This is a genomic window from Poseidonibacter lekithochrous (assembly GCF_013283835.1).
Taxonomy (GTDB): domain Bacteria; phylum Campylobacterota; class Campylobacteria; order Campylobacterales; family Arcobacteraceae; genus Poseidonibacter; species Poseidonibacter lekithochrous.
In genome coordinates, this window is sequence record NZ_CP054052.1 from 2,657,179 (window position 1) to 2,676,805 (window position 19,627).

A 19,627-nucleotide genomic window follows, 5' to 3' on the forward strand; every position below is an offset into this window, starting at 1 on the left:
CTAACCTACTTCTCTTACTATTTTATTATATACTTCATCTACACATATTTGATTCATTGTATCTTGAGTCCAATCTTTTTTTGAAAAAGACTTTGTATCAATTTTTATATCTTTTTGAATTACATCATGCAGTTTTAAATCTTGATATGGTCCAAACATATTTGATTTAGTAGGACCAAATAAACAAATTGTTCTCTTTTTTAAAGCAATAGATAAATGCATTGTTCCAGTATCGTTTGATACTAATAATTTCATTTGATTTAATATTGTGGGAAGAATATCAACTTTTGTTTTTGCACATAAATCTATTATTCTATCTTTTTCATTAACTTTTGAAATAAACTCTTTAGTTAATGTAACTTCGTATTTTGTAGCACCTAAAACAACAATTTGCAAAGTAGAGTCATCTTTTAATAATTTATTTGCTAAATCAATAAAACTTTCTAGCGGCCACATTTTAAATGTATCTTGAGCACCAAGCTGAAAAGCAATATAAGTTTTACTTTGATCTTTAAAATAAGGTTCAGTATTATAAAATCTCTTAGGAACACTCATTATTGTACTTAAATTAACTCCTGAATATAATCTAACTAAATCTAATCTATTTTCAATATCATGTTGTTCTATACTTACAGGATTATTTAAAAAAATATCTTTATAGTCATGATTTTTATTGTGAGTCATTTTAAGAATAGCCCTTGCGCCTGATAACTTTGAAAAAAAGATATCTTCTGGACCATTCGAATGAAATAAGAAAATAGTGTCAATATTTAATTTTTTTAATTTTTTTATTAATTTTATTTGATTAAAAAAACCTGATTTATATTTTAATACATTATCAACATACTCAAAATTTTCAAATAAAGAATAAAAATTAGAGTTTACTAAAAAATTAATTCTTATAGTAGGGTAATTTACTCTTAAAGATTTTATTGAAGGTGTTGTTAATATAGTATCCCCAAAACCTGTATTAGAAACAACTAATATATTCTTTAATTCAACATCTTTTTTACTTGAAAAAGGGATTATTTTATTTAAATACTTAATAATCTTCAAACTATTTCTCTAAAATCTTTTTATAAATCTCAATAATTTCATCTCTCATACTTATTTTAGAATATTTATTAACAACATAATCTCTTGAGTTTATTTTATAATTAGATAAAGTTTCTTTATCCTGAATTAAAGTATTAACATGATTAGCTATTGCACTTATATCATTTGGTTCAACTAAAAAGAAATTATCATTATTCTTTAAATCTTTTGTACTACCAACATTAGTAGCAATTACTGCTGTATTCATCATCAAAGCTTGATTCACTGATTGAGGCACACCCTCTTTTGAATCTGAAGTTAAAACAAAAATATCTAAAACAGATAATAATTCTTCTGGATTGTTAATATGTCCTAATAAAATAACATTATCTTCAAGTTTATATTTTTTAATTAAATCTTCTATAATAAATCTTCTAGGACCATCCCCTGCAATAAAGAATTTTACATTTTCATGTTTTGACTTAACAATTTTAGCCATTTCAATAAAAGTTTCATGTCTTTTAAATTCACGTAATACTGCAATAATACCAATTGCAATTTCATTATCAGATAATCCATACTTTTTTCTATTATTTAATATATCAAAATTATTAATATTAAATAAATCAGAATCTATACCAGTAGGAATTGACTTAATTTTTGAAGGATTAATTCTATTATATTTAATCATATCATCTTTAACACTCTCACCAGTAGTAAAAATATAATCTGCTAATTCATTAATAAAATTTAGTCTTCCACTTCTTATTTTATTTGATAAATGCCTAGTTCTTATAAATTTTGCTCCAGATAGTTTTGCAGCTATTCCACCAACCCATGTATCTTTACCACTATGAGTATTTATAATATCAATTGTATTTTCTTTAACAATTTTCATTAAAGCAAACATTGTTTTAAAGTCTACATTTCCTCTAAAAGGTAATATAAATACTTTAATATTATTTTCAAGTGCTTTTTCTTTTATTTTTGCATTATCTCTACAAGCAAGAAAAACTTCAATACCTTTTTCTCGTACAGCAATCATTTCATTAATAATTCTTATTTCTTGTCCACCCCAACCGTCAGACCACTCTGTATGTAATACTTTCATTGTAAAATTTTCTTTCTTTTAAATATTTTTAATATAGGATTCATTAACTCTAAAAATAAATATAAATACTTATATTTAGCATCAATTTTAATCTCTTCTTTTCTAATTTCATTTATTTGTTTTAACCATTTTGGCATTAATGCAGACAAAGAATATTCTTGAACGTAAGAGTATGATTTTTCACATATCTCATTATATTCTTCATCACTTTTCAATAATAATTCACTTATCATCGTTTCTACATCTTTTTCTTCTAATGAATTATTTCTTTCTCCTACATTATAATAAGGTAAATCATTTAAAAAGCCATACGACTTACTATCTTTACTATTTTCTATTGCAACCAATGAAGGGACCTTTGAAAAAGAAGCTTCCACAACAGAAGTACCCATACCAATAAATAGATATGCATCTTCTAAAACCTTAGAAAAATTAGAATAACTTAAATTACCATGTAATATTATTCTTTTTTCTAAAGAGTATTCTGCAATTTTTTTCTTCATATATGGCTCTAATTCACCAGTGCCATATATATCATAATGAATATCATAACCTTTTTTTACTAGATTATTAATAATGTCAATCATATACAAATTATATGTTTTAAATTTAGCAAATCTACCAATAGAAATAAATTTATACTTTTTATAAGGTTTTTTACTACTATTCTCTTTATCTGCAACAGGTAAAGGCCATATTGGTGAACTATTAAAATCTGAATTTAAATTATCACTATGGTGTTTTTTTGTATCTTCATTCATAAAAAGTATAGATTTATTTTCTTGATTATCCAGTAAATATTTATAGCATAGCTTTTCAGAAAGGTGTAAGTCTTTATTAAAATATGCACGAGGATGATATACACCTGTAATATATTTACATTTTAGATTCAAGTTATCAATAAGGTTACTAGCAATCCAGTTTGATCTAGGATGAAAAGACATTATATAATCAAACTTTTCAAAATTATTGCTTTGAGAAACTTTTCTTGAAATAAAAGGAAGATATAAATATCTATAATACTTACCTAATTCTATTACTTCAATTTTTGGATCTAATAAATCAGCTATCTCACCTCTTTTTCTTAATATTATAGAAACAGAGTATCCTTGAGAAATCAACCATTTACTCATCCTTAAAATAAGTGTTTCTATTCCACCAGTATATAAGTAATCATAAACAAATAAAATATTTTTATTCAAAACTATGCCTATAATTATTCATTACACATATTACTCTGTTTGCATCGTCTAAAGATAAAATAGGACTAATAGGTAAACTTAATACTTCATCATGTATCTTCTCTGATATAGGATAACTATTTAATTTCCATTCTTTATATGCTTCTTGTTTATTTGGCGCAATTGGATAATGTATTAATGTTTGTATTCCATTATCTAATAAATATTTTTGTAATTCTTCTCTTTTATTTGTTCTAATTACAAATACATGCCATACATGATTATTTTCATCAGTTAAAGTAGGTAATATAATATTTTTATTTTTTATTTTTTCTAAATATAAATTAGCAATAGTTCTTCTATGATTAGTATCTTCATCTAAATGTTTTAGTTTTACTCTTAATAATGCAGCTTGAAGTTCATCTAATCTTGAGTTTACACCTTTATATAGGTTCTCATATTTTTTATGACTTCCATAATTTGCTATTGCTCTAATAGTAGTAGCTAATTCTTCATCATTTGTCGTAATAGCTCCACCATCACCTAGTGCTCCAAGGTTTTTACCAGGGTAAAAACTAAAGCCACTAGCATCTCCTAAGTTACCACATTTTTTGTCTTTAAACATTGCTCCATGAGATTGTGCTGAGTCTTCTATTACTTTTAGATTATATTTTTTAGCAATTTTATTAATTTCATCCATTTCACAAGTTTGACCATATAAGTGAACTGGTAATATAGCTTTAGTTTTAGAAGTAATATTTTTTTCAATTTCTTTTGGGTCAATCAAACAAGTATTTATATTTGGTTCAACTAAAACTGGTGTTAGATTATTTTCACTAATTGCTAGTATTGAAGCAATATAAGTATTAGCTGGAACTATTACTTCATCTCCATCAGAAATAACACCTAATTCTTTATATGATCTTAAAGTTAAAGTTAATGCATCCAAACCATTTGCTACACCTATACAGTATTTAGTTCCACAATAAGCAGCAAATTCTTCTTCAAATGCTTTACACTGTGTTCCTTGGATATACCAACCGCTATCAATAACATCAGTACATGCAGAAATTAAGTCTTCTCTATATTTTGCATTAATACCTTTTAAATCTAAAAATGGAATCATTAATTTTTACCTTTACATTCTTTACAAACAAAAGTTTCATCAGCTTTTTGTCCACATTTACACACATAAGAACTAAATTTTGCAGGATTTCCATACCAAAGTTCATGTTCACCTACATTTTTAGTTACTACACTTCCTGCACCTATCATTGAATATTTTCCAAGAGTAACTCCACCTAATATAGTAGAATTAGCACCAATTGAAGAATATTCTTCAACAACCGTTCTTAGAAATTCTTTTGGGTATTGTTTACTTCGAGGAGTAAAATCATTTGTAAAAGTAACATTTGGTCCAATAAATGAATTATTCTTTAGAGTAATTCCATCCCAAACTTGAACTCCTGATTTAACAGTTACATTATCTTCTATTAATACGTCATTTTCAATAAGAACCTGTGCATTAATATTACAATTCTTACCAATTCTTGCATCTTTAAGAACAACACAGAATTGCCAAATATTTGTATTTTCACCAATGTTTTTACTTTGAACATCAGATAAAGGATGAATCATTACTTAACTACCTTTAAAAACTCATTATAATCAGTTATATAATCTTTTGCATCATAAACATCATTTGCTAAAACCATTAAAACACAGTCTTCACTAAAATCATGCATCGTGCCCCAAATTAAAGCATCTTGAAATAAACCAATATCACAATTATTTAAATCAAATGTCTCTTTTTCTTTTCCATTATCTAAAGTAACTTTACAAGAACCATTAACTGCAATTAAAAATTGTTTTGTTTTATAATGTGAGTGTTGTCCTCTTGGTAAATCAGAATTAGTACCAAAAATATAAAATACTCTTTTCATATCAAAGGGTATTTCCTTATTCTCTTCTAATGCTATAAGCTGACCTCTTTCATCACCCATTACATTAAATTTTTGTAATTCACTTATCATTATATTTACCTAAATACCAATCAATAGTTTTAATAATTCCAGAATCAAAATTCTCATCTGCTTTCCAGCTAAGTTCATTCTCTAGTTTACTTGCATCAATTGCATATCTTCTGTCATGTCCAGCTCTATCTTCCACAAATGTAATTAATTCTTTATATGAATTTAATTTTGAAGAAGGAACTTTCTCATCAAGAATAGAACATATTCTATCTACTATTTGTAGGTTTGTTCTTTCATTTCTTCCACCAATATTATATGTATTTGCTGTAATACCATTATGATAAACAATATCTATACCTTTACAATGATCTAATACATATAACCAATCTCTAATATTTTTACCATCTCCATATATTGGAATTGATTCATTATTTAGTGCTTTTCTAATTATTGTAGGAATTAGTTTCTCATCATGTTGTTTAGGACCATAATTATTAGAACAGTTTGTTATTATTGTATTTAATCCATATGTCTCATTATATGACCTAATAATCATATCTGAGCTTGCTTTACTAGCTGAATATGGAGAATTTGGTGCATATGGTGTTGTCTCAGTAAATAAATCCTTTGGATCTTCAGAAAGTGTTCCATATACTTCATCTGTTGAGATATGATGAAATCTACATTCTTTATAATTATCTTTATATTCAAATGGTTTATTCATCCAGTAATTTTTTGCTACATCTACTAGGGTATATGTTCCATTTATATTTGTTTCAATAAAAATCCCTGGATTTTTTATTGAGTTATCCACATGTGATTCTGCGGCAAAGTGAATTACCCCTTGAATATTATATTCTTCAAATATGAATTCTATTAATTCTCTATTAGAAATATCACCTTTTATAAATTTATATCTTGGATTTACTTCACACTCTTTTAGATTTTCTAAATCTCCTGCATATGTTAATAAATCAATATTTATTAAATTATACTCTGGATACTTCTCTAGAAAGTATGGAACAAAATTACTTCCAATAAATCCTGCTGTTCCAGTTAGTAAAATACTTTTTTTAATCATTTTCTACTAACTCCACTAGATATTTCCCATAACCATTTTTTGATAAAGGTTTTGCTATTTCTAAAACTTGTTCTTTTGAAATCCATTTATTATTGTAAGCAATTTCTTCTAAACAAGCTACTTTATAACCTTGTCTGTGTTCAATTGTTTGTACAAATTGTCCAGCTTCAATTAAACTATCGTGAGTTCCTGTATCTAACCATGCAAAACCTCGTCCTAGTAATTCAACTTCTAGTTTATTTTGTTTTAAATATTCTTCATTTACTGTAGTAATTTCTAATTCACCACGTTCTGATGGTTTTACATTTTTTGCAATTTCAATTACACTATTATCATAGAAGTATAATCCAGTTACTGCAAAGTTTGATTTAGGGCTAACAGGTTTTTCTTCAATACTAATTGCTTTTTTATTTTTATCAAATTCAACAACTCCAAATCTCTCAGGATCTTTTACTTGATAACCAAAAACAACGGCACCATCTTTTATTGAAGCAGCTTTTTGAAGCATTGGAGAAAATCCTTGACCATAAAATATATTATCACCAAGGATTAGACATACACTATCATCACCGATAAAATCTTCCCCTAAAATAAATGCTTGGGCTAATCCGTCAGGAGAGGGTTGAACTTTATATTCAAGATTGATACCCCAATCACTTCCATTACCTAATAACTCTTCAAATTTTCCGATATCTTCTGGAGTTGATATTATTAATATATCTTTTATTCCAGCTAGCATTAATACTGATAATGGGTAATAAATCATTGGTTTATCATATACAGGTAATAATTGTTTGCTTATTGATTTGGTAATAGGATATAGTCTTGTCCCACTTCCTCCTGCTAATATTATTCCTTTCATCTATTTCCCCTTTACCATCTCATTAATATTTTTCTTAATAAACTCAAAATCTAGTTCCATTAAACAGTCACTAATTTTAGTTCCATTACAACCATCTTTTCCACATGGTAAACAATCCCTATTCTCAGCAATAACTCTATGTTTTCCCATTTGTTGGAAACCATTTCTTTTCAAGTAAGCACTTTCCATACAATTATTATCCCAAGGGCCCCAGTGGTCAGTCCCACTTGGTCCAAAAAATGCAAGTACAGGTATATCATTTGCAGCACTAATATGCATAATTGAAGTATCAACACCAATAAATGCTAAAGCTTTTTTATTTAAACATGCTGTTTGTTTTAATGTAAACTCTCCAGCATAAGTAATAGGCTTTGATTTACATAGTTTTAAAATTGCTTCTAGTTTATCTAATTCATGTTTTACAGGAGCTGCTGTTAAAACAATTTTTTTATTTAATTCTAATTCACAGTAATCAATAATTTTTGCCATTGTTACATCACTGATACATTTGAACATCCATCTAGAAACTGCATGAATATGTATAAATTCTTTTTCTTTTAAATTAGATTCTTTTATCTTCTCTAACACTTTTTTATCATCATCTTTAGACCAAAAAATTTCTACTTTTTTCTCTTTTATATCTAAATCTAACTCTCTTAAAGAATCTAAATCCATCTCTAGAGTATGTCTAAATTCTTGAGAAGGTAAATATATATCAAAAACATTTTTAGTTAAAATATTTTTACTTCCTGGATAACCAATTTTTAATTGAGCACCACTTAATAATGATAATTGAGCTCCCCTATCACCTTTAGTTGTATTTATAATAATATCATAATTATTTTTTCTAAAAGATAAAGCAAACTTTACTTCTTCAACTACTCTTTTTAAAGGTGAAAGTTTTTTTACTTTATTTCTATCATAAATTATTACTTCATTAATATTAGGATTTAGAGTTACCATATCTTCACAGCCTTTATTAACTGCTATATCAATTAAAGCATCAGGATATGCTAATTTCAAATTCTTAATTAAAGGAGTTGTTAATAAAACATCTCCAATATTACGAAATTTCATTATTAATATTTTTTTAGGATTAGTTATTTTCATTTTACGTATTTCCAGAATGTGTATTGAGAATAAAGCTTAGCAATAATGAAACCATGGTAGCCATCTAAAAAACCTTTTTTTATTATAAATAATTTAAAAAAAGTCCAATATGGATTAACAATAGCTTTGAATAAAGATTTCTTTTTATGATTTAAAGATGAATATCTATTTTGTTTCTGAATAAATTCTTCAATACTATCATAAGCTAAATGTATCATATGATTTTTTAAATGACTTGGAGTTATTTTCATTTGCACACTTTCATGCACAGGAACATCATTAAAAGACCCCTTAGTTCTATTAAATAATCTAATAGAATAATCAGGATAAAGACCACATGATTTAATATCTTTTCCAAAGAAGTTATTTAATCTTGCAACAAAATATCCATCTGAATTAGGATTTTCAATAGTTTTAAGTATTTCATCTTTTAATTCATTTGGTATTCTCTCATCACTATCTAAAACAAAAACCCAATCATTTGAAGCTAGTTCAACTGCTTTATTTTTTTGAGCACCAAATCCTAACCACTCTTGAAATAAAACTTTTGCACCTAATTCTTTTGCAATTTCACATGTTTTATCAGATGAACCACTATCTAAAATAAGCACTTCATCAGCAAATAAAGAAGATTTAATTGCATCTGCAATAAATTTTTCTTCATTTTTAGTAATAATTACAATTGAAAGCTTATTTGTATAAGTGTTCATATTGATTCTTCCATCTTTGGTGTAACCAGAACCACTCTTCGGGTTTATCTTCAATAATTTTTTGTGTAACATCAGCTTGTGATTGTACACATTTTCTAATATCTTCTTCTTTATTATCTGTATTATCAACTGGTATTGCTTCAAAAAACTTAACTACAAAATCACCATCATTCTTATTTTGAATAAATGCTGGAATAATTATAGCATCAAACTTTTTAGCAAGTACTGCAATACTTGGAGTATGTCTTGCTTTTTTACCAAAGAAATCAATTAAAATACCTTCTGTATCTTTTGTATTTTGATCTACAAGTAATCCAACTGGTCTATTAGATTTTAATGATTTAACCATTCCCTTCATAGCACCAGATTTACTTAACAATTCAATATCAAACTGCTCTCTATTTTTTGTAAGAATTTTATTCATTACTTCTGAATCTAAATCTCTTCCAACAACAGCTAAAGGCGTAAATTTAGCGGCAATACTTAAAGATAGTAGTTCCCAGTTTCCATAATGAGCAGTAAGTAATATAATTCTTTTATTTTCACTTAAAGCATTTTCAATAATTTCACTATTTTCAAAAGTAACTTTTTCTAATACTTCTTCTTTACTAGCCCCTTGATTTTTTATAAAATCTGCTAATGTATAAATTAAATTCTTATAACACTTTTTAGTAATATTTGTTTTTTCTTCTTCAGATATTCTATCTTCATAAGCTAAATCAAGATTTACTTTTGCTATTTTTCTGTGTTTTTTATCCACAGAATAAATTAGAAAAGCTAAAAAGTTTAGAATTGGATTTATAATAAATTTAGGAGTAAATTTTATAAAAAATCTAAATACATAAAATATTGATAAATAAATACTATCCATTTAATAAGTTCTTTGACATTTGTATTATAGTTTCCTCTTTAATTTCACATATTGAGAAATCATTTTTATTTAGTTTAAAGTGGTTTACTTTAGAAGAAGATTTTACCACTTTATTAATTGGAGTTTCATAAACCCTATTTATTGGTGTTGGACCAAAAATTGTGATAGAAGGAATATTAAGTCCCCATGCCATATGTGTAGGACCAGTATCATTTCCTATTAGTAGGTCAGATTTAGCAATTAAAGCCTTTAAAGAGTTTAAATTACATTTAGGCATAGCGTTAGCATAAGAAGAGTTTTCTTCAATATATAAAGCTTTTTGTCTCTCGTTTTCATTTCCCCAAACAACAATACAGTTCTCTTTTAGTTCATTTGCAATATTTGCAAACTTCTCTTTTGGATAGTTTCGACTTTCCCAAGTAGATCCAACAACAAAAACAATATTTTTTTTCTCTTGAGATAAAACTTCATTTACCACATCAGCTTCATTGGAATAAGATAAAAAAGCTTTTTTATTTAATATATTTTCACTTGTAATATCAAAATCTAAAGGATTAGATAAAACTCTCACATTTCTATCAATTGTATTTTCATCATAAGCAATATCTACTTGTTTATTATAAAACAAAGATGCAAACTTTTCACGAATTGAGTCTTTTGAGAATCCTGCAATATTTTTTCCTAATAACTTAGCAACAATTGCAGATTTTATTAGTCCTTGTGCATCAATAACTAAATCATAATTATTCTTAGAATATTTTCTAAGTAAAGAAATTTGTGAAAATATTGCTTTTTTATTTTTTTTGATACTTTTTAGATTAACAGTATATATATTATCTATATCTTTATTTCCTTGAAGTACAGAAGAGAAAGCCTCTTCTACAAACCAATCAATGATAATATTTGGGTATTGTTTTTTTATGTATTGTAAAGCTACCATTGCATGGATAATATCACCCATTGCAGATAGCTTAACTATTGCAAGCCTATTCATTATAATAGCTTTAGTTCTAGACTTTTTGGTAGTTCCAATTTATCAATATTTGCATTTAGCATAAATGATTTATTTTCTAAATCAATTGTTAAGTTATTATTAGAAAGCATGTATGAAACCTTTGGTCTAGATAAATCTTGATTTACTGCAATATTTAATGAAATCATAAAAGACATCCATTGCATAATTTCTAGTTTAGGTAAAAGTTCATTATATTCTAATAAATCTTTCTTAGTAGGTAATGATTTTTTTGAATATTTAATAGTATGAGCAATAATTACTCTTGAAGTATGTAAAAAATCATAATTCAAACCATTTAATATAAAATCAAATGCATTATCATTTGACTTATAGAAGTTAAGTGTTGTACCTATTGTATGTAACTTAGAAGCGATTACTAATAAAGTTTTATATTTATCATCTAAATTGTGTAATGGTTTTAAGACTTCAAATATCTTCCCAGCATTAGTTCCAAAATAAGCACTTTGTTTTTCATCGATTTCAAATCTATCTAATAAGCTTCTAACACTAACGTTATAGTTATTAGGAAACTTACAATTAGAGTTTCTTAATAAATCACTTAAATATACACCTTCACGTACACCTGCACCTGAAGTAATTACTTTAGAGATATTTAATTCATCTAAAATAGTTTTAAAAATAAAAGTACCTTCTTTAATTGTGTCAAATCTATCTTTTTTAACACCTAAAGATTTAAGTTCTTTAATATCTTTTGCATTAATGATTGTTTCTAAATAATCTAATTCTTTTGATGTTTTATATTTATACCCATGAATAATATCTAAAGGATATTCATTCCTTTGCATAATTAATTTAGATAAAGATCTAATACTTCCACCAATACCTACAACAGTATCAGGTATTTCAACACCTAGATTAAAAATCTCTTTTAAATTTTCTAAAATATACTTTTTAGCACCATCAATATCATTCTTATTAAAGAACAATTCTTTCATACGAACAGTTCCTATATTTAATGAAATAGATTTTTGAATTTCACCATCTTTGATAAATGAAAATTCTGTAGATCCACCACCTATATCAACAGTAACAAAATTCTTTTGATGTAATAAATTTAATGCAGCAACTCCACCATAATAGGCTTCTTTTTCACCGTCAATAACTTTGATATTTAAACCAAAATCTTTACTAACTTTAGATAAAAAAACTTTTGCATTAGGAGCATCTCTTAATGCAGATGTAGCTACACAAATAACTTTTCTAGATTTTAATGATTTAGAAATATTTAAAAAAGACTTCAAAGATTCGTAGGCTCTATTCATAGGTTCTTCTTGAAGGTTACCATTATTTTCATAACAACCCTCAGAGATTTTTACCCTACTTTTAGTTTCATTTATTAAGTTAAATGCAAACCTACTACTCTTTTGTAGTACAACCATACGCATTGAGTTCGACCCAATGTCTATAATAGTTGTGATTTTAGCCATTAAGCTTCTTCTTCCACTAGTTGTTCATACTTGAACTTTAACTCTTCCATTGTTTCTTGATTATCTGGATCAATTATAATACAGTCAACAGGACAAACCTCAATACATGATGGTTCTTCATAGTGACCTACACATTCAGTACATCTATCAGAATCAATGATATATATTGGATCACCCTCTTCAATTGCATAATTTGGACATTCATCTCTACATGCATCACATGCAATACATTCGTCAGTAATTATTAAAGACATTTAATACCAATCCTATAGTTAAAATATTTATCTTGGAGTTATAACCTATTCTTCTTTAATAAATTCTTTAATTAGCTCAAATTTTAGCTTATTTTTAGATATAAGTAGATTTTTGTGTGTTTTATAAATAAATAAATCACTACAAATATATAAAGCTGCAGCAATATCAAACTCTCTTATCTCACCACAGAAAAGTACAAAATCGTAATTTTTAGCATTAGATAGTGAGAGTGCAACTGCACCTGGTGATCTATATTTTATTTTATTTTCGTAAAGTTTTTGACAAATTGTAGGATAGGCATAAGCTCTTTCAAAAATTCCAATTTTAGAAAGTCTATTTATATTTAAATCAAGTTTTGAAGAATTAAACAATTTTAAACTTATGATATTACTATCAAAAGCTTTATATATCATCGTATCATTAGCTAAGTTATATACAAAACCAGCAATAATATTATCTTTGTATTTTAAGGCTATTGAAGTACCGTAATAAGGTAAGTTAGACATAAAGTTATCACTACCATCAATAGGATCGATAATAATATTAAAATCGCTTTTAGTATCAATAAAACCACATTCTTCAGAATAAATATTTCCAAAAGTTTTTAGATGTTTAATAAATAGTTTTTCTGCATATAAATCAATATTTAAAGAGTTATCTCCACCATATCCAATAGTATTAGAATAGGATAAATCATTAGAGTTAAGATTAGTATGTATGTAAGTGTAAAGTTCTTTATTAGAAGATAATACAGCCTTTATAAAATTGTTTTTATAAAGGTCTGTAATATTAGTAAGCATTTAGATTATGATAATGCTTCGATTATAGTTTTTGCAGCTTCTCTACCATCAACAGCAGCAGTAACAGCTAAGTGAGCACCTCTTTGGCAATCTCCACCTGCATATACTTTTGCATTAGATGTTTGATATTTATTTGTTTCTACTCCACCCCATGCGTTAGTATCAACATTTAAATCTTTAAGGAAGCTTGGTTTCTCAGGAGAGAATCCTAATGCCATAATAACAACATCAGCCTCTTCAATATATTCACTACCATCATTAATAACAACTTTTTGTCTTCCAGATTCATCTGGCTCAGACATAGAAGTAGTTAATAATTCAACACCAGTAGCTTTTCCATTTTCAACAGCAATAGATTTAGGGCTTACATTAAATACATATTCAACACCCTCTTCTTTTGCGTTTACAACTTCTTTTTTAGATCCTGGCATATTTGCTTCGTCTCTTCTGTATAAACATTTAACAGACTTAGCTTTTTCTCTTACTGATGTTCTAACACAGTCCATAGCAGTATCTCCACCACCAATTACAACTACATTTTTATCTTTTACATCAATATATTCAACATCTTTACCAAGATTTCTTTTTTGAATTCCTGTTAATAAATCCATTGCTAAATGAACGTTAGATGCTTTTTCACCATCAATTCCTGCAAATCTTCCAGCAGTAGCTCCAATTCCTAAATAAATAGCATCGAATTCTTCTTCTAATTGTGAAGCAGCAATATCTTTTCCAATTTCGCAATCTAAGTGAAGTTTCATACCAGCTTCTTGAAGCCAATTAATTCTTCTATCAACTGCAGATTTATCAAGTTTAAATCCTGGGATTCCATACATTAATAATCCACCAGCTCTGTCAGATCTCTCAAACATTTCAACACCATAACCTTTTCTTAAAAGGAAAGTTGCTGCAGAAATACCTGTAGGTCCAGAACCAATAATAGCAATTTTTTTATTTACTTTTTTATCAGTAAATTTAGGTTTCATTCCCTTTGCAAAAGCAGTTTCAGAAATATGAGTTTCAATTGCACCAATTGAAATAGCACCGTGTCCAGTATTTAATGAACAAGCACCTTCACAAAGTACATCTTGAGGACAAATTCTTCCTAAAATCTCTGGGAAAGGAGAAGTTTCATTTGATAAAGCAAATGCTAAATCTGGATTCTTAGTAGCTGTTTGTTTTAACCATGCTGGAATAAAGTTTCCTAATGGACAACCTGTATGACAGTATGGATCACCACACTGCATACATCTATCAGCTTGTTCTTTAGCTCTAGATTTTCCAAATACTTGATATACTTCACCATAATCTTTCAATCTTTGAAGTACATCTCTTTTCTCTGGGTTTATTCTTTCAAATTTAGTAAAGTTTAACATATTAATCTCCCTCGTCCGGATCTAATGGTAACACTGTCATATTTTTAGGTTTTACCATCCAGAAGTTTCTAATTTCTGCTCTAAAGTTTTCTAAAATATTTTGAGCTGCATCACTTTCAGTTTCATGAACATAATCTAAAAGTAATCTTTTCAGATATAGTCTTTCTCTTTCAGTATCATCAGTATCGATTCTAACTGCTTCAATTAACTCTTGGTTCATTTTATCAACAAATGATTTTTCTGGATCATAAACAAATCCAAGTCCACCAGTCATACCAGCACCGAAGTTAATTCCAGTATTTCCTAAGATTACTACAATTCCACCTGTCATATATTCACAAGCATTATCTCCAGTACCTTCAACTACAGAAATACATCCTGAGTTTCTTACACCAAATCTTTCACCTACAGATGCTCTAATGTATAATTTACCACCAGTAGCTCCATATAAACAAGTATTACCACCACCAGCAAATTCCTGACCTTGGTGCATTGGATTAATGATGATTTTACCACCATTCATTCCCTTACCAACATAATCATTAGCAGCGCCATCTAAATGTAAATTCATACCCTTAGAAAGGAAAGCACCAAATGATTGACCAGCAATACCTTTTAGGTTAATATTAATTGAGTTATCTGGTAATCCAGCGTCACCATAGAATCTAGCAACTTCACCAGAAATTAATGCACCAAATGATCTATTTAAGTTAGTAATTTCAGTATTAACTTTAATTGGAGAGTTTGGATTCTCAATTGTTTTATGAACTTTCTTTAATAATTCTTTTTCATATCTATTATCATCAAATGGATCATTTGAAGGTTTTTGACAAGTATCAATACCGTCAATTTTTCTTAAAATATTTTGGAAGTCAAATTTTTGTGCAAATTTGTCATCAATTACTTTTAATAAATCAGATCTACCTACAATTTCTTCAATTGTTGAGTATCCTAATTCAGCTAAGATTTCTCTAACTTCTTCAGCAATAAATGTGAAGTAAGAAATTAATCTCTCAACAGTTCCAGTAAAGTGACCTCTTAAATCTTCATCTTGAGTTGCAACACCAACAGAACATTTGTTAGTATGACAAATTCTTAAGATTTTACATCCAAGTAGTGTTAATGCAGCAGTTCCGAATGCATAAGATTCAGCACCAAGCATAGCAGCTTTAACAACATCTAAACCAGTTTTTAATCCACCATCAGTTTGAACGTGAACGAACTCTCTTAAGTGGTTAGCTTTTAAGGCATTATGAGCTTCTGAAAGACCCATTTCCCAAGAGTTACCAGCATGTTTTAATGAAGTTAATGGAGCAGCACCTGTTCCACCATCTCCACCTGAGATAATAATTTTATCAGCATATGCTTTAGCAACACCTGCTGCAATTGTTCCAACACCAATAGAAGATACTAATTTAACAGTAATTCTTGCTTGAGTATTTACTTGTTTTAAATCGTAGATTAGCTGAGCTAAATCTTCAATAGAGTAAATATCATGATGTGGTGGAGGCGAAATTAGAGTAACACCAGCAACTGTATGTCTTAAAGACGCAATTAAAGGAGTTACTTTGTGACCTGGTAATTGACCACCTTCACCTGGTTTTGCACCTTGTGCAACTTTAATTTGTAATTCTTCTGCTGATCTTAAGTAACCTGGAGTTACACCAAATCTACCAGAAGCAATTTGTTTAATTTTAGAATTTTTTAAAGTACCAAATCTTTTTGGATCTTCACCACCCTCACCTGAGTTTGATGCTCCACCAATTGTATTCATAGCCATCGCCATTGCTTCGTGAGCTTCTGGAGAAATAGAACCACATGACATAGCAGCTGATGCAAATCTTTTAAATACTTCTTCTTTTGATTCTACTTCATCAATAGAAATAGATTTTTTATCAGAATTAAATTCAAAGAAATCTCTAATGAATTTCTTATCTCTATTTCTAACTAATTGTTTTAAACCTTCGAAATCAGTAATTTCTTCTTTTTTCGTAGCAGATTTATTATGCATAGCTTTAGTAGTAGCTGGACCATAATCGTGATATTCACCACCATTTAAGTACTTGTAGAAACCACCTAAATCTAATGGGAACATATGATTATCATCATGATATGCATTAAAGTGAGATTTTTCAATTCTTTCTTCAATATCTTCGTAATCTAAACCAGCTAAATCACTATGTGCATCAGGGAAACAAGCAGTTACGATTTCATCAGATAATCCAATAGCATCGAATAAACCAGAGTTTCTATATGAAGCAATAGTACAAATACCCATTTTAGACATAATCTTAAGAAGACCAGCGTTTAATGCTTTTTGAGTATTTTTAAGAACTCTTTGCATTTCGTACTTAGATAATTCTTTTCTTTCATATAATGCAACAGTTGTAGCATACATCATATATGGATACATTGCAGTTGCACCGAATCCTAATAATACTGCTGCCATATGTGGATCATAAACTTCACCAGTTACAGGTACAATTGATACATAATGTCTTACTTCTTGTTTTAATAACTCTTGGTTAATATAACCAACAGCCATTGCCATTGGAATAAGCTTAGAAGTTTCATTTACTGCTCTATCATCTAAAATAACAACAGAAACACCATTATCTTTAACAGCTTTTACAACATTATCACAAAGTGATTTTAATGATGCTCTTAAATCAGATTTAAATGTAGTTGAGAAGATTTGGTTTTTGTAGTATTCATCATATCTTGGAGATTTTTCATCACCAAATGATACTAATACATCAAATTTTTCTTTCATTAAAACAGGAGATGCAACTTTTAATCTTTTTGCATACTCTGGCTTTTCATCAAGAATATTGTGAATTTGACCAAATCCAGTCTCTAAAGACATTACAACTTTTTCTCTATATGGATCAATTGGAGGATTTGTAACTTGAGCAAACTTTTGTTTGAAGAAGTCAGTAAAGTTTCTATTAACTTGTGAGAAACATGCTAATGGAGTATCATCACCCATAGAACCTACAGGTTCTTTACCATCTTTAGCCATTGGCTCAATCATTTGATCAATTGCTTCATAAGTAATATTGAAATATTTTTGTTTCTTTTCTAACTCTTCAAATTTATAATCAGAAGTGTTTAAGAATGAATCTTCAATATACTCTTGTAAGTAATCCATATCTTCATTTAACCACTTAGAGTAGTATTGAGAAGATTTAAGATAATCATTAATATCATCTTCTTTTAAAACTTTTCCGTGTTTAAGGTCAAGAGCAATCATTTCACCTGATTGTAATCTTCCTCGCTCTAAAATGTTTTCTTCCTCTAAAGATAAAGTACCATACTCAGAAGTAATGTATAATTTGTGATCTTTAGTGATTACATATTTAGATGGTCTTAAACCATTTCTGTCAATTAAACATCCAATATGTCTACCATCTGTTAAAGAAACAGCAGCAGGACCATCCCATGCTTCCATTGCAGTTGCAGTGTATTCATAGAATGCTCTTAAATCTGGATCCATATGAGGTGCATTTTGCCAAGGTGCAGGAACTAATGATCTTGCAGCTTTAAAGAAATCAACACCATTTGCTAACATGAATTCAAACATATTATCTAATGAAGCAGAATCTGAAGAACCAGTTTGAAGAATTGGTAATAATCTTGCAATTTCTTCATCTGAGAAAATTTCTGATTGAAGTTGTTCAGATTTAATTTCAACATTAAATCTATTTGCTTCAACTGAGTTAATTTCACCATTATGTGCGATTGCTCTAAACGGTTGTGCTAATCTCCATTGAGGTAGAGTATTCGTTGAGAATCTTTGGTGAAATAATGAGAACGAGATTTTAAAGTCGTCATCTCTTAAGTCAACATAAAAATGCTTAATATGCGTTGGCATAATAAGCCCTTTGTACGCAATTACTTTAGATGAGAACGTAGGAATATAAAAATCTTTCTTATCTATTAGTTTATGCTCACACTCTTTTCTTGTTAAGTAAAGCATTGCATCAAATCTCTTTGATGACATTAAAGTATTAGGAACGACAAATACTTGAATAATATTTGGTAATGAATCTAATGCTTGTTGTCCAAGAGCATCAGTATCAACTGGAACATTTCTAGTTAATACAACTTTTAAATCATTAAGTTCACAAAACTCTTTAAAAGTATCGATATCTTCAAGATCTTTTGCAAAGATCATTGCTACACCATAAGTTTCAGGTAAATCAATACCATCTTTTGTAGCTACTTTTCTCATAAATTGATCTGGCATAGATAAAAGTAATCCTGAACCATCTCCAGTTTTACCATCTGCTGCCACTGCACCTCTGTGCATCATTCTTTCTAGTGAAGTTATTGCATCTTCTAAATTTTTATGACTTGGTCTGTTTTTCATATCAGCAACAAGACCGAAACCACAGTTGTCTTTAAAAGAAGTTAGTAAGTCTAAATTACAACCCATCATTTTCCTTTATGTTAATCTTTATATATTCCTTAGTAAAGTGGGATAATATACTATTTTTTTGTTTAAAATTCGGTTAAAAGAGTTTTAGAATCACTATATACATTATATAGAGAACAACAAAGTGTCACTTTCTGAAATGATGGTATGATGGTATTAGTAGCAACTTAATTGCAATTAATATGTGACTTTTATGTGACTTTAGAGTAGTACTTTTAGAAGTACTTTTTGTAGTACAAAAACATATAAAATCAAAAAATAATCACTATATTATTAGTTCTATTTTATGGTCTTTAGTAACTTTTAAAATTTAAAAAAATGTACATAATAGTTACACAAGTTTTTACTATAATTTTCTTAT

At 28.1% G+C, this 19,627-nt stretch carries 17 protein-coding genes; all 17 read right to left on the reverse strand.

The features are described 5' to 3' along the window. Genes ALEK_RS12660 through gltB form a run of 17 tightly spaced genes read right to left on the reverse strand, consistent with a single transcriptional unit; the run spans position 1 to position 19,266 of the window. Positions 1-1,056 (reverse strand): glycosyltransferase family 9 protein, encoded by a 1,056-nt coding sequence (locus ALEK_RS12660; RefSeq protein WP_071628125.1) that lies wholly within the window; start codon positions 1,054-1,056, stop codon positions 1-3. 1 nt (position 1,057) lies between these two features. Continuing rightward, entirely contained in the window at positions 1,058-2,146 is a 1,089-nt protein-coding gene (locus tag ALEK_RS12665) for a glycosyltransferase (RefSeq protein ID WP_071628126.1), read from the reverse strand. Continuing rightward, a complete protein-coding gene (locus ALEK_RS12670; protein WP_071628127.1) occupies positions 2,143-3,348 on the reverse strand; it encodes a glycosyltransferase in 1,206 nt (401 codons plus the stop codon). The genes ALEK_RS12665 and ALEK_RS12670 overlap by 4 nt, the downstream gene beginning before the upstream one ends. Beyond that, positions 3,341-4,453 carry a DegT/DnrJ/EryC1/StrS family aminotransferase gene (locus ALEK_RS12675; RefSeq protein ID WP_071628128.1) on the reverse strand — a complete coding sequence of 371 codons (1,113 nt, stop codon included), beginning with the start codon at positions 4,451-4,453 and terminating at the stop codon, positions 3,341-3,343. The genes ALEK_RS12670 and ALEK_RS12675 overlap by 8 nt, the downstream gene beginning before the upstream one ends. Beyond that, a complete protein-coding gene (locus ALEK_RS12680) occupies positions 4,453-4,965 on the reverse strand; it encodes an acyltransferase (RefSeq protein WP_071628129.1) in 513 nt (170 codons plus the stop codon). The genes ALEK_RS12675 and ALEK_RS12680 overlap by 1 nt, the downstream gene beginning before the upstream one ends. Further along, positions 4,965-5,360, reverse strand: coding sequence for a sugar 3,4-ketoisomerase (locus ALEK_RS12685; protein ID WP_071628130.1), 396 nt, complete (start codon positions 5,358-5,360; stop codon positions 4,965-4,967). Before ALEK_RS12685 ends, ALEK_RS12680 begins: the two co-directional genes overlap by 1 nt. After that, on the reverse strand, positions 5,350-6,381 hold the full coding sequence (gene rfbB / locus ALEK_RS12690) for a dTDP-glucose 4,6-dehydratase (RefSeq protein WP_071628131.1): 1,032 nt from the start codon (positions 6,379-6,381) through the stop codon (positions 5,350-5,352). The genes ALEK_RS12685 and rfbB overlap by 11 nt, the downstream gene beginning before the upstream one ends. Next, positions 6,374-7,243, reverse strand: coding sequence for a glucose-1-phosphate thymidylyltransferase RfbA (gene rfbA / locus ALEK_RS12695; protein WP_071628132.1), 870 nt, complete (start codon positions 7,241-7,243; stop codon positions 6,374-6,376). Before rfbA ends, rfbB begins: the two co-directional genes overlap by 8 nt. Beyond that, complete coding sequence (gene rfaQ, locus ALEK_RS12700; RefSeq protein WP_237682678.1) at positions 7,244-8,320, reverse strand: putative lipopolysaccharide heptosyltransferase III; 1,077 nt, start codon at positions 8,318-8,320, stop codon at positions 7,244-7,246. It lies immediately after the preceding gene. 29 nt (positions 8,321-8,349) lie between these two features. Then, complete coding sequence (locus ALEK_RS12705; protein WP_071628134.1) at positions 8,350-9,063, reverse strand: glycosyltransferase family 2 protein; 714 nt, start codon at positions 9,061-9,063, stop codon at positions 8,350-8,352. Continuing rightward, entirely contained in the window at positions 9,044-9,934 is an 891-nt protein-coding gene (locus ALEK_RS12710; RefSeq protein ID WP_071628135.1) for a lipid A biosynthesis lauroyl acyltransferase, read from the reverse strand. The genes ALEK_RS12705 and ALEK_RS12710 overlap by 20 nt, the downstream gene beginning before the upstream one ends. Beyond that, positions 9,927-10,928, reverse strand: coding sequence for a lipopolysaccharide heptosyltransferase I (waaC, locus tag ALEK_RS12715; protein WP_173424145.1), 1,002 nt, complete (start codon positions 10,926-10,928; stop codon positions 9,927-9,929). Before waaC ends, ALEK_RS12710 begins: the two co-directional genes overlap by 8 nt. After that, positions 10,928-12,397, reverse strand: coding sequence for a Ppx/GppA phosphatase family protein (locus tag ALEK_RS12720; RefSeq protein WP_071628137.1), 1,470 nt, complete (start codon positions 12,395-12,397; stop codon positions 10,928-10,930). The genes waaC and ALEK_RS12720 overlap by 1 nt, the downstream gene beginning before the upstream one ends. After that, on the reverse strand, positions 12,397-12,651 hold the full coding sequence (locus ALEK_RS12725; protein WP_071628138.1) for a YfhL family 4Fe-4S dicluster ferredoxin: 255 nt from the start codon (positions 12,649-12,651) through the stop codon (positions 12,397-12,399). Before ALEK_RS12725 ends, ALEK_RS12720 begins: the two co-directional genes overlap by 1 nt. 45 nt (positions 12,652-12,696) lie before the next feature. Next, positions 12,697-13,452 (reverse strand): inositol monophosphatase family protein, encoded by a 756-nt coding sequence (locus ALEK_RS12730; RefSeq protein ID WP_071628139.1) that lies wholly within the window; start codon positions 13,450-13,452, stop codon positions 12,697-12,699. Positions 13,453-13,457: 5 nt separating this feature from the next. After that, on the reverse strand, positions 13,458-14,828 hold the full coding sequence (locus tag ALEK_RS12735; RefSeq protein WP_071628140.1) for a glutamate synthase subunit beta: 1,371 nt from the start codon (positions 14,826-14,828) through the stop codon (positions 13,458-13,460). A 1-nt stretch (position 14,829) separates the two neighbouring features. Then, positions 14,830-19,266: a glutamate synthase large subunit gene (gene gltB / locus ALEK_RS12740; RefSeq protein ID WP_071628141.1), complete on the reverse strand. Its 4,437-nt coding sequence runs from the start codon at positions 19,264-19,266 to the stop codon at positions 14,830-14,832. Between the last annotated feature and the right edge of the window lie 361 nt (positions 19,267-19,627).

Coding starts and splice junctions, on each gene's coding strand:
- ALEK_RS12665 (WP_071628126.1), bottom strand. CDS start 2,146: ATGAAAGTATTACATACAGAGTGGTCTGACGGTTGGGGTGGACAAGAA.
- ALEK_RS12675 (WP_071628128.1), bottom strand. CDS start 4,453: ATGATTCCATTTTTAGATTTAAAAGGTATTAATGCAAAATATAGAGAA.
- ALEK_RS12680 (WP_071628129.1), bottom strand. CDS start 4,965: ATGATTCATCCTTTATCTGATGTTCAAAGTAAAAACATTGGTGAAAAT.
- ALEK_RS12685 (WP_071628130.1), bottom strand. CDS start 5,360: ATGATAAGTGAATTACAAAAATTTAATGTAATGGGTGATGAAAGAGGT.
- rfbB (WP_071628131.1), bottom strand. CDS start 6,381: ATGATTAAAAAAAGTATTTTACTAACTGGAACAGCAGGATTTATTGGA.
- rfbA (WP_071628132.1), bottom strand. CDS start 7,243: ATGAAAGGAATAATATTAGCAGGAGGAAGTGGGACAAGACTATATCCT.
- rfaQ (WP_237682678.1), bottom strand. CDS start 8,320: ATGAAATTTCGTAATATTGGAGATGTTTTATTAACAACTCCTTTAATT.
- ALEK_RS12705 (WP_071628134.1), bottom strand. CDS start 9,063: ATGAACACTTATACAAATAAGCTTTCAATTGTAATTATTACTAAAAAT.
- ALEK_RS12710 (WP_071628135.1), bottom strand. CDS start 9,934: ATGGATAGTATTTATTTATCAATATTTTATGTATTTAGATTTTTTATA.
- waaC (WP_173424145.1), bottom strand. CDS start 10,928: ATGAATAGGCTTGCAATAGTTAAGCTATCTGCAATGGGTGATATTATC.
- ALEK_RS12720 (WP_071628137.1), bottom strand. CDS start 12,397: ATGGCTAAAATCACAACTATTATAGACATTGGGTCGAACTCAATGCGT.
- ALEK_RS12725 (WP_071628138.1), bottom strand. CDS start 12,651: ATGTCTTTAATAATTACTGACGAATGTATTGCATGTGATGCATGTAGA.
- ALEK_RS12730 (WP_071628139.1), bottom strand. CDS start 13,452: ATGCTTACTAATATTACAGACCTTTATAAAAACAATTTTATAAAGGCT.
- ALEK_RS12735 (WP_071628140.1), bottom strand. CDS start 14,828: ATGTTAAACTTTACTAAATTTGAAAGAATAAACCCAGAGAAAAGAGAT.
- gltB (WP_071628141.1), bottom strand. CDS start 19,266: ATGGGTTGTAATTTAGACTTACTAACTTCTTTTAAAGACAACTGTGGT.